General features: G+C 34.5%; 3 protein-coding genes. All 3 read left to right on the forward strand.

The features are described from left to right. Positions 1 to 3: 3 nt before the first annotated feature. The 3 genes from Q0845_RS19405 to Q0845_RS19415 all read left to right on the forward strand — a co-directional run bounded on the left by Q0845_RS19405 (position 4) and on the right by Q0845_RS19415 (position 12,847). On the forward strand, positions 4 to 1,602 hold the full coding sequence (locus tag Q0845_RS19405) for a tetratricopeptide repeat protein (RefSeq protein ID WP_298516765.1): 1,599 nt from the start codon (positions 4 to 6) through the stop codon (positions 1,600 to 1,602). Between the two features lie 96 nt (positions 1,603 to 1,698). Further along, the gene (locus tag Q0845_RS19410; protein ID WP_298516767.1) at positions 1,699 to 6,096 is read left to right on the forward strand and encodes a matrixin family metalloprotease; all 4,398 of its coding nucleotides are present in this window, start codon (positions 1,699 to 1,701) and stop codon (positions 6,094 to 6,096) included. Positions 6,097 to 6,283: 187 nt separating this feature from the next. After that, positions 6,284 to 12,847 (forward strand): hypothetical protein, encoded by a 6,564-nt coding sequence (locus Q0845_RS19415; RefSeq protein WP_298516769.1) that lies wholly within the window; start codon positions 6,284 to 6,286, stop codon positions 12,845 to 12,847. The last annotated feature ends 31 nt before the right edge of the window (positions 12,848 to 12,878 follow it).

The raw sequence follows: 12,878 nt of genomic DNA on the forward strand, positions 1-12,878 counted from the left end.
ACCATGAAAAATGTCTTATTTGTTTTTATGCTGTGTATTTCTTTTACAGCTACTTCTCAAGAAATAGATACTACACTTGTACGATTACAAGAAAAACTGCATAACGCTCCATCAGATTCTATAAAGGTAGAAACATTACTAGACTTAGGAAAATATCAATTTGGACGTGATAATTATAGTGCCGAAGATTACTTGCTAAAAGCCATTGATTTTATAGAAAACGAAGCGTATTCCTCCAATCATCAGTTGGCTGTAGCGTATAGAGTTTTAGGTGCTGTAGAACGAAGAAAGGGAAATTATAAGAACACATTTACCAATTACTATAAAGCATTACGATTATCGTCAGAGCCAGAGCATGTGGCAACTGTTCATCACAATTTGGGTACAGCAAAACTTTTTCAATATGAATTTCCAGCAGCTATAGTTGAGTTTCGCAAAGCAATTTCTATTTGGGAAGGCGTACATAATTATGCAGATGCAGCTGGAAGTTATCATGAAATAGGCGGCGTATATCGTTCTATGCAACAAATGGATTCCGCCAGATTTTATTATGATAAAGCTTTAAAACTATTTGCCATAGGATACAAAGACGATACCCTAAAATATATAAATAGATATTATGGAATCCAGAAAAGTCTTGGATTGGTATTATTGAAAGAAAAAAAATATGACAGTGCGCTTTCTAAATTCAAAGAAGCAAGAAACCATTTTTCGAAACCCAATCATGATAAGAGTCGATTAATTATAATTAACAATAGTATCTCAGAAACATATTACCGTAAAGGCAACTATAAAGAAGCAATTCGTTATGCAAACGAAGCCCTTTCTATAAGTATGTCAGAAGGTTTAAAACATCGTATTGCTGCGGCTTTAAGAAGACGAAGCAGATTACACAAAAAAATGGGCAATCTCAATGCTGCCCTAGACGATTATGTATTGTATAAAAAATATTCGGACTCACTGATAAATGCAGAAACGATAAAGAAGATTCAAGCACAGGAATTAAAGTATGTATTTGAAAAAGAAAAATTGGCCGATAGTATAACATTTGCACAAGAAAAAAGAAAAATTGAATTGGTTGCAGACAATGAATCTTCCAAGAAAAAAATATATTTTGCGCTTTTAATCATCACACTGATTCTCAGTTCTATAATTGCATTTTTAGTAAAAAGAGATTTCAAATACAAAAAACGTGTCCTAGAATTAGAGAATAAAGCATTAGTACGAGAAAAAGAACAAATTACGAATGCTTTTAATAAACTTAAAAATAGTACCAATGCCGAAGAACGCATCAAAGCAAAGCAAGAGATCTTAAAACTAAAAATTCTGACCGATGATGATTGGGTACATTTTAGAGACAAATTTGAATTACTTTTTCCTGATTTTCTAACGGATATAAAAGACGCTAATTTTCAATTCACAAAGTCTGAAATTCGTTTTTTAATTCTAAAAAAACTAGGCTTAGAAACCAAAGAAATTGCAAATATGACGGGAGTTTCCAATGATAGTGTATTAAAAACACAATACAGACTTCGAAAAAAACTGTCACTTGATAAAAATATTGACATAATTCACTTTTTAGAGCAATCCGCTGAAAACTAAATATTTATTAAAAACTGTCCAGTTTTTGTCTAGCAACATGTAACTGTAATCACTTGTTTTACCCGTAGGTTTATACTGTTTTAATCTAAACTTACTATGAAACAAAAATACCTACTACTATTTACCTTATTCATCTCGTTGCATTTTCAAGCCCAAGAATGTAATTCATTAATGAAACCTGTTTCGATGCAGGAAAGAACAAACGAAGCCACATTGATTGTGGAAGGAAAAGTGATCAGCAGCGAAAGCTATTGGGATACGCCGCATCAAAATATATATACCATTCATGAAATTTCGGTATATAAAAATGCCAAAGGAACAACCGCAAGGACAATTTTTATTGAAACACAAGGCGGACAAGTTGACAATCAACTTCAAGAAGTTTCTAGTACAGCAAACTTAAAAAATGGATATGAAGGTGTGTTTTTTCTAAAAAACTCCAATCATACATTTAACATTCAGCAGACTACGTATACAATGGTTGCTGCTGCGCAAGGATATATAAAATATGATCGTGCAACCAATAAAGCATTCGGTGTATTTGATAGGTATCAGTCTATTACAAACGATTTATATCCTACACTAGAACAAGCTACCAAAAAACGAATGGCAATCATTCAAGAAAGACCAACAACTCCAATCATGAATGTATTGATGGTAGCGCCAACAATATCAAGTTTTGCGCCTACAACGATAACCGCAGGAACAAAATCTACGCTTACTATAAACGGAACAGATTTCGGAACTGCTGCAGGACAGGTATTATTTTCAAGAGCCAATGACGGAGGCGCTACGCATGTTGCCGCGCTGGATTCTCAGATAATTATGTGGAGTGATGAATCAATCGTAGTTGAGGTTCCTCATACTGCTGGAACTGGAACGATTCAGGTCATGAATGCTGATGGAACAACAACAAGTACAGACACACTTACAATACCGTACAGTCATACCAATGCGATTTCAACTTCAAACGTGGCATATCCAACTACGATAGAAACGACTAATGGAAGTTTTGCTTTTACATATCATGATGATTTTAATACAAGTGCCGCAAAACCATACTTTGAAGAAGCTTTTGACTTATGGAATTGTGAAAGCGGAATCAATTTTGAATTTGGAGCCACGACAGCAGTGGACGTCGTAGCAGATGATGGAATTAATATTGTACGTTTTGATAATGGTAGTGAATTGCCAACAGGCGTTCTTGGGCAAGTCGTGACAAGATCCACAAATATATGCACAGGTACAGGAAATGCGTTTGCCAGAGAAATGGACATTACTTGGAATGACGATATTTATTTTTACTATGGAGATGGAATCCCAAATCCGTCGCAATACGATTTTAAATCGGTGGCTTTACACGAATTAGGACACACACACCAACTAGCCCATGTAATCAACACAGATAATATTATGCATTATAATTTAGGACCTGGCGTGTCTAAATTTGTATTATTTGCAGATGATATTGATGCGGCTAACTATACAATGAGTGTCTTTTCGGCGCCACAACAATGCAGTCGTATGACAGATAATAACAAATGTATTTATGTGCCAGATGATAATTTTGAAGCTTATTTAGAAAGCAATGGCATGGGAAATGGAATTGCGAATGATGATACTGTGACCAAAACGAACATTGCTGGAGTCATCACGTTGGATGTGTCCAACTTAAACATTTCAGACTTAACAGGGATTCAAAGTTTTACAAGTCTACAATCGTTAAACTGTAGTAATAATCTATTCACGAGTGTTGACCTCAGTAAAAACAGTCTCTTAGAAACACTACACATTGAAGATGGCGTACTCAATGACTTAGATATTTCTCAAAACAACGCGTTGATCAATCTGTATTGTCAAAATAATAATTTATCAGATTTAAACCTTATTCATAACGGAGCGCTCGTAAATTTAGATTGTTCTGAAAATAACTTAACGCTGCTAAATGTTACTCAAAATACAAATCTACTTGAACTAAATTGTAGTAATAACGGCATAAGTTCTATAAATCTTACTCAAAATACAGTCTTAGAACATCTAAACTTTTCTCAAAACAATTTGCCAAACTTAGATGTAACCCAATGTCCAAATTTAGCATATTTAATTGCCGATAATAATGATCTCACAAGTGTAAACATCACTGTAAACACAGCTTTAAAAGAACTTTCTATTCCGGACAATCAAATAACAACATTAGATTTAGTTCCGAATACAATATTAGAAAAAGTAAATGCTAACAATAATAATTTAGACTTTCTAAATATTGCAAATGGGAATAATGCAATTATTGAGTTTACGGCTACTGGAAATCCAGCTTTGACCTGTATCAATGTAGACGATGAAACGGAAAGTTATATGTCTACTTGGCTAAAAGACACGGAGGCAGCTTTTAGTGCACATTGCTATGAAACATACATTCCCGATGCTAATTTTGAAAACTATCTGGAAAACAATGGCATGGGAAATGGAATTGCTAATGATATGTACGTGACCACTGCGAACATAGATATAATCATAGATTTAGATGTGAAAAACTTAAGCATTTCCGATTTAACAGGTATTGAAGGATTTAAAGCATTAAGAATTTTAAATGTAAAAACAAATACACTTTCCGCTATCAATCTTTCAAACAATCTCAACTTAACATCTGTGGACGTTTCCAGTAATAACTTGGTAAGTTTAGATCTGACAGCAAATACAAATCTAACAAATATTGATGCGGAATTTAATGACTTAACCAGCATAGACATCACTGGTTTAACAGCGTTGTTGACCTTAGATTATGAAGGAAATAACATTACAAATATTGATGTGACAACAAATATCGCATTGACAGAAATACGAGGAGATGACAACACAATTGGCACCATTGATCTTTCCAATAATCCAGCATTAAAAACACTGCGGTTAGAAAATGCAGGTTTAAACAGTATCGATCTCAGCAATAATCTTGTAATTAGAACGATTAGAATTGGAAATAATAACCTTACGAGTATTGATGTCTCTGGAAACCCAGAAATCTATTCATTTCATGTGAGCAACAATCAACTAACGTTTTTAGATATCAAAAACGGAAACAACACCAACATTCCTCCAATCTTTTTTAACGCAACTGGGAATCCAAATTTGGAATGTATCAATGTCGATAATGTTGCTTTTTCACAAGGAAATTGGCCTTTTAAAGACAATGCATCTTCTTATGGAGAAAACTGTTATGAGACTACGCATGTGCCAGATGCTAATTTTGAAGACTATTTAGAAAGTAATAATATGGGAAATGGAATTCCTAATGATGGTTTGGTGCTCACTTCAAAAATAGAAACAGTAACAACGCTCAATATTCCGTATCAAAATATTGCCGATCTCACAGGAATAGAAGACTTTACAGCATTGCAATCATTGTATTGTTACAACAACAACCTTACAAGTTTAGATGTATCCCAAAATCTTTTATTAGAAGAATTAGACTGTGTAGAAAATCAAATAACGAGTTTGGATTTGAGTCAAAATACAGCCTTAGAATATGTGTTTTGCCAAACCAATGCCTTGACAAGTTTAAATGCTGCAAATGGCGCGAATCTGAATATTGTAAATTTTGAGATTTACGAAAATCCAAATCTAACCTGCGTAGTCGTGGATGATGCTAGCTATTCTACAGGTTTTTGGACGAATAAAGATGATCACACTGTTTATAATGATGTCAGTTGTGCTATTGAAATTTCACCAAAAGTATTTTTACAAGGAGCCGCTTTAAATCCAAATACAGGAGAAGAAACGTTGATGCGTGATGATTTAAGAGTAGCAGGAATGTTGCCAACCACAAGTCCGTATAGTGATAACGCAACCTGTGATGCTACTATTTTTAATACTACAGGAGCTGATGCAATTGTCGATTGGGTTTTTGTAGAACTCAGAGATACAACCATCAATACAGCAATCAAAGCACGTCAATCTGCATTGCTGCAACGTGATGGTGATGTCGTAGCTGTAGACGGAATTTCGAATCTGAATTTCAACGTTCCATCAGGGAATTACTATGTGGCACTAAAGCACAGAAATCACTTGGGAATCATGACAATGAATACAATTGTTTTAACTGCTGTGACCACTTCCGTAGATTTTACAAACACTAGCAATCCAATTACATTCGGAAGTAATTCACAAACGACCTTTGAAATGCCAAGTGGAATCGTTGCTATGTGGACAGGAAACACAAATGCAGATATTGCAATTCAATACCTAGGAGGAACTGCTGATACGCCAACTATTTTGGCAACCGCGCTGAATGATGCTGGAAACTTCCTAAACTTACCTACCTATAGTGTTGTTGGATATAAAATAGACGATGCCAATATGGACGGAAACAGTCAATACTCAGGAACAAATCCAGATACGCCTTTCATCCTTCAAAATGTATTGGCGCATCCTGGAAATCTCCTAAACTTTAGCACGTATCAAATCATAGAACAATTGCCAGAAAACTTTAATAACTAAAATATTCCCAATTGTAAATTCCTGAAAAATGGAATCTAACTATGAATATAAACAAGACGAACCTTATTGTGTTAATCCGTTGAAAATTAAATATATGCTAAAAACTGTCCAGTTTTTGTCCAGTGTTATTTGCACATTATTAGTGGATTTACCTGTAGGTTTGTCTTGTTCAAAAAACAAATCTGCAATGAAACAAAAATCCCTTCTTATTCTTTTAGCGACTTTTATTAGTCATATTGCTATTGCACAAACAACCACGATTCCCGATGCTAATTTTGAAGCTTTTTTGGAAGCCAACGGTATGGGGAATGGAATTGCAAACGATCAGTTAGTAACGACTGCCAATATCGAAAACGTAACCGTTCTAAGTTTTAATGTACAGAATAGACCTGCTGGTGAAAACGTTTCAAATACTTCTAACATCAGCGATTTAACAGGAATTGAAGATTTCACCGCATTAGAAGAACTCAATTGCAATGCATTACAATTGGTACATTTAGATTTAACGAGCAACCTAAATTTAAAAAGGGTATATGCTAACGACAATGTATTACAAACCATTGATGTTACCGGACTTGCCGCACTGGAAATATTAGAATGTGATCGCAATGCGCTTGAAAGTCTTTCTTTAAATACAAATCCAGCAATATCTCGTGTATTGGCGAGCTACAATTCATTTCGAGCAATACACATAAAAAACGGAAACAATGTTGGGATCGATACTTTTAGAGTACAAAACAACCAATATCCCATATGTATCAATGTAGATAATACGGCGGAAGGTTTTCTTGCAGAGTGGGATCTGGATCCATTATCTGGCTTTGGAACGCATTGTGGAGAAACAAATATTCCAGATCCTGATTTCGAAACTGCGCTAGAAACCAATGGTATGGGAAATGGAATTGCCAATGATAACTATGTAATTACAGCAAATATTGAAAACGTAACGACATTAGATCTTATTGGAGATATCTTAGATCTCACAGGAATTGAAGATTTTACTTCATTAATAAATTTGAATTGTGCAGGTACAGACATTACTACCGTAAATCTAAGTGCGCTTACACAGTTAGAAACATTGAATTGTGAAAATACCAATTTAGTGAGCTTAGATCTCACAGCAAATACCAACCTAACAACGTTAAATGCTTCTGGTACCAATATTTCCGAACTAGACCTTTCTCAAAATTCAGCATTAACCGTGCTAAGAGTAAGTTCAAATCCTAATTTAACAGCGCTAAATATAAAAAACGGGAACAACACAAATATTACAGAGATTTTTACGGGCGGTACCGAGTCCAATCTATCTTGTATTTTAGTAGATGATCCTGCATATTCACGGGAGAACTGGGTTGTTGCAAACTATACTTTATTTAGTGATATCGATTGCAGAGTAACAACAGTTCCTAATCCTCGTTTTCAAGAAAAGTTACAACTTAAACCTGAAGTAGCCAATTCGTTTGTTAACGACATATTCCTAACGCATAAAATTGAAACGATTACAACCTTAGATATCAGTAATACATCAAGTATTGATGATATGACAGGTATTGAAGATTTTTTGGGTTTGCAAGAATTAGACTGCTCTAATACGAGCATTACAAGTTTAAATATTGAAACACTTACTGCCTTAACCAAACTATATTGCCATGACAATATACTAACAAGTTTAGATGTTAGTCAGAATGTATTACTAACAGAGTTACGTTGTTTTAATACCAATATAACAAGCTTAGATGTAAGTCAAAATGTAGTATTAACGGAGTTATCTTGTGGAGACACCAATTTAACTAACTTAGATCTCACAGCGAATACCAACCTAACAGCATTGTATGCTTCTGGAATCAATGTTGCCGCATTAGACCTTTCTCAAAATTCAGCATTAACCATCCTAAGAGTAGATACGAACCCAAATTTAGTGTCTCTAAATATAAAAAACGGAAACAACATCAATATTACCGACATTATTGTTGGTGATGCATCATCCAATTTGGCTTGTATATTAGTGGATGATCCTGTATACTCACGGGAGAACTGGAGTTTTGTAAATCCTATATTATTTAGCGATGTAGATTGTGCACTAACAGAAATTCTCGACAATAATTTTGTAGAAAGATTACAACTAATTCCAGAATTAGACGGTGCAATCGTTGGTTCTAATATATTAAATCATAGAGCAGCAACTATTACGGCTATAGATGTAAGTGATTCCAATAGTGTTGATGATTTAACAGGTATTGAAGCCTTTACTGGATTGCAAGAATTAGATTGCGCTAACACAAGTATCACAAGTTTAGATCTAAGCCAAAATACAGCCTTAACCAAACTATATTGCCATGACAATGCACTAACAAGCTTAGATGTAAGTCAGAATGTATTGCTAACGGAATTATATTGTTTCGACAGTGACATCGAAAACTTAGATGTAAGTCAAAATCCAGTATTAACAAAGTTACATTGTTACAATAATGACATCGTCAACTTAAATGTAAGTCAAAATCCAGTATTAACAGAGTTGCATTGTTACAGCAATGACATTGTTACCTTAGATCTAAGTCAAAGTGTATTACTAACGGAATTGCATTGTAGCATTAATAATATGGTAAACTTAGATGTGAGTCAAAACGTATTACTAACGGAATTATATTGCAATGACAATATATTAACAGAGTTAGATGTACGCTCAAATACGCAATTGATAGAATTTGATTGCTCGTCCAATCAATTAACACGTGTAAACCTAAAAAGCGGAAACAATGGAGCGTTGACCACTAGTAAATTAGATGTAAATCCAAACTTAACTTGTATCAAAGTAGATGATCCAACAGCATCTTATTTAGCTGATATTTGGGTAAAAGATGCGCAAAGTAGTTATGATCTTACTTGTGGCGAAACGTACATTCCTGATGACAATTTTGAAAACTATTTGGAAACCCATGATGCTTCCGGAAATGAAGTTCCTGCAGGCGATCCTACAAGTATGGGAAATGGTGTTGAAAATGATAATTATGTAACAACAACAGCGATCAATACGGTAACTCAATTATATGTTGGCGGAAGAGGAATTGCAGATTTTACTGGAATTCAAGATTTTGTGGAATTAACGCGATTACGTATTGAGAGTAATACAAATACTACGATTGATGTTTCAAACCTTACGAATTTAGAACGTTTTACAGCACATAGTAATGGAAACCTTAGCTCTGTGAATCTAACAGGATTGACGAATTTAGATTACATCAGAATCAATAATACAAGTTTGACCAGTCTGGATGTAAGTACCAATACCGCTTTAGAAGTATTATGGGCATTCACAATACCAACGCTAACAGATGTTATTGATCTTTCTAACAATACATTGCTTCGTCAAGTATTAGTTCATAATTCAGGAACTACGGGAGAACTCGACCTAAGTAATCTTACGAACCTCACGTATTTAGATTGTAGAAATAATGATTTCTCAACAGTCAATATGAAAAATGGAAATAATGCGAATGTCACCTTTTTTAATGCGACCAATAACCCAAACTTAAGTTGTATTCAAGTAGATGATAGAGTCTATTCCACAAATCAATGGAGTGATATTGATGCACAATCATTTTTTACTACAGATTGTCGCCAGACAAATATCCCCGATGCAAATTTTGAAAACTATTTAGAAACCCATGATGCAGCTGGAAATGCAGTTCTTGTAGGCGATCCAACAAGTATGGGAAATGGTATTGCAAACGATAATTCTGTATCTACTATTCATATAGAAAACGTAACGAATCTAAATGTTCCTAATGAAGGAATTGTAAGTCTTGTTGGAATTGAAGATTTTACAGCGCTTACAAACTTAAATTGTTCTCGCAATCAAATTCAGAATTTAGATGTTACTGCAAATACTGCCTTAATTGATCTCAATTGTTTTGATAATCAACTTACAAGTCTAGATATCACTCAAAATGTACTATTAAATACCTTAGCTGTTAATGATAATCAATTAACGAGTCTCGATCTTACAAATAATACTGCAATAGCTTATTTATATCTTGAAGACAATCAAATTTCAAATTTAGACTTATCTCAAAATGTGCAATTGAGCTATTTTGTGGTAGGAAACAATCAATTGACGAGTCTCGATTTTTCTCAAAATACCCTAATTACAACGATTGGCTGTCAAGACAATATGCTGACGAACATAAATTTGAGTCAGAATACGATGCTAATAGACTTAGATTGTAGTAACAATCAATTGGCAAGTTTGGATGTAACAACAAATACAGCATTACAATCATTGAATGCAGTCAATAATCAATTGACTACTCTAGATCTTACGCATAACACCAATCTAGAGCATTTTATAGGCAACGATAATCAATTAGAAACACTAGACCTTTCCTTAAATACATTGCTTAAAACTGTAGAAGTTACAGACAATGCCTTAACAACGATCAATCTAAAAAATGGAAATACGACAAGCATAACTAACTTTAAGTCAACAAACAATCCGAATTTAAGTTGTGTTTCAGTAGATGATGTCACGCATGCCAATACCTATTGGGTAGCGAAAGATGCACACACATTCTTTAATGAAGACTGTAGGCAAACCTATGTACCCGACGATAATTTTGAAAACTATCTAGAAACTCATGATGCTAGCGGAAATACAGTAAGCATTGGAGATGAAACGAGTATGGGGAATGGAATTGACAACGACGATTATGTAAATACAGATGATATAGAAAATGTAACGAGCTTACAAATCTACAATCAAAACATAGCAGACCTTACGGGAATTGAAGATTTCACAACTTTAAACAATCTTAATTTTAGCGATAATCAAGTCACAACTGTTGATTTAACGAATAATACGGGGTTGACATTTTTAGTCTTTAGTAACAATCAGATTACCACAATAGACTTAAGTCAACATACGGCTTTGACAGCAATTATAGCGCAAGGCAATTTACTAGAACATATCGACTTTTCTACGAATACTGCATTGGGAGCAATTGAAGTGCAAAACAATCAATTAACAAGTTTGAATGTTCAAAATGGAAATACTATAAATATCAGCTATTTTGATGTGACCAACAATCCAAATCTAACTTGTATCAATGTCGATGATGAAAACGCTTCATATCTAAGTACTCCAGATTGGCTAAAAGACACAACAGCTTCCTATGGCGAACATTGTGATGAAACCTATGTGCCCGATGCTAATTTTGAAGCCTATTTAGAAAATCTTAATTATGGTAACGGAATAGACAATGACAATTATGTAACCACAGCCAATATAGTAGACGTAACTTCATTGAACATATTTTTGGGGCCATTTCCTTCCAACGATGATTTGATTGCGGATATGACAGGAATTGAAGATTTTACCGCACTTAAAACACTCATTGTTCGTAAAGGTTTATTTGAAAGCATCGATGTGAGTCAAAACCTACTCTTAGAAACCTTGGTGTTTTTAGATGGAGCATTGACGAGTTTGGATGTCACTCAAAATACTGCGCTGATGACTTTATCATGTAGCAACAATAACTTATCAACATTAGATGTAACTCAAAACATACATCTTATCGAATTGGATTTAGATAGAAACAATTTAACAGCGCTTGATGTAACTCAAAATCCAGACCTTTACTATATAGATTGTTCAAGAAATCAGTTAACGAGTCTGGATATTACTCAAAATCCAATTCTACAAGGCTTAGAATGTTTTGAAAATCAAATCACAAGCTTAGATTTTAGTCAACATCCAGTATTTAACTATTTATTCGCTCATGACAATCAACTCACAAGTTTAAATATTGCAAATGGATACAATACGAGTATGACGCAATTTGAAGTGTATGGGAATCCAAATCTAACTTGTATTAAAGTGGACGATGCCGCAGCAGCTACCGCAGGAATGGGTAATTACAGCAGTTGGCAAAAAGATGCACAAGCTAGTTATAATGATGTAAGTTGTGATATTATTCTAATTGCTCCAAAAGTATATTTGCAAGGCGCTGCTTTAAATCCAATTACAGGAGAAGAAACGCTGATGCGTGATGATTTACGAACTGCTTCTCTCATACCAACAACAAGTCCGTACAGTGATAACGCAACCTGTGATGCCGCTGTTTTCAATACTACAGGAACGGATGCTATTGTCGATTGGATTTGGGTAGAATTGCGCGATGCTACCGATAATACTTTGATAATAGATGCACAATCAGCATTGCTACAACGTGATGGAGATGTGGTAACTGTAGATGGAATTTCTGAACTCGGTTTTAATCAAAATGTGGGTGACTATCATATCGTGATAAAACATAGAAACCATTTAGGTGTTATGACGTTCAATACGGTTGCGCTAACGACTGCTGTCACTTCCGTAGATTTTACAAATGAGAGCAGCCAAATTACCTATGGAATCAATGCACAAACGACCTTTGGAATGCCAACGAATTTTGTTGGGATGTGGACAGGAAATGCAAATGAAGATACATTTGTTCAATATTCAGGAACAGATCCAGATGTGACTAAAATTTTAGCTTCCGTATTAAATGATGCTGGAAACTTCTTAAACTTTCCAACCTATGCCGTTAGTGGTTACGATACCAACGATGCCAATATGGATGGAAGTACACAATATTCAGGAACCAATCCAGATACACCTTTCATTCTACAAAATGTATTGGCGCATCCTGGAAACTTTCTAAATTTTAGTACCTATCAAATCATAGAACAATTACCAGAAAGCCTTACTAACTAAATATTACCAAGTATAGATTCCTGAAAAACGC

The organism is uncultured Kordia sp. (genome assembly GCF_947489565.1).
Lineage (GTDB): Bacteria > Bacteroidota > Bacteroidia > Flavobacteriales > Flavobacteriaceae > Kordia.

Coding starts and splice junctions, on each gene's coding strand:
- Q0845_RS19415 (WP_298516769.1), top strand. CDS start 6,284: ATGAAACAAAAATCCCTTCTTATTCTTTTAGCGACTTTTATTAGTCAT.
- Q0845_RS19405 (WP_298516765.1), top strand. CDS start 4: ATGAAAAATGTCTTATTTGTTTTTATGCTGTGTATTTCTTTTACAGCT.
- Q0845_RS19410 (WP_298516767.1), top strand. CDS start 1,699: ATGAAACAAAAATACCTACTACTATTTACCTTATTCATCTCGTTGCAT.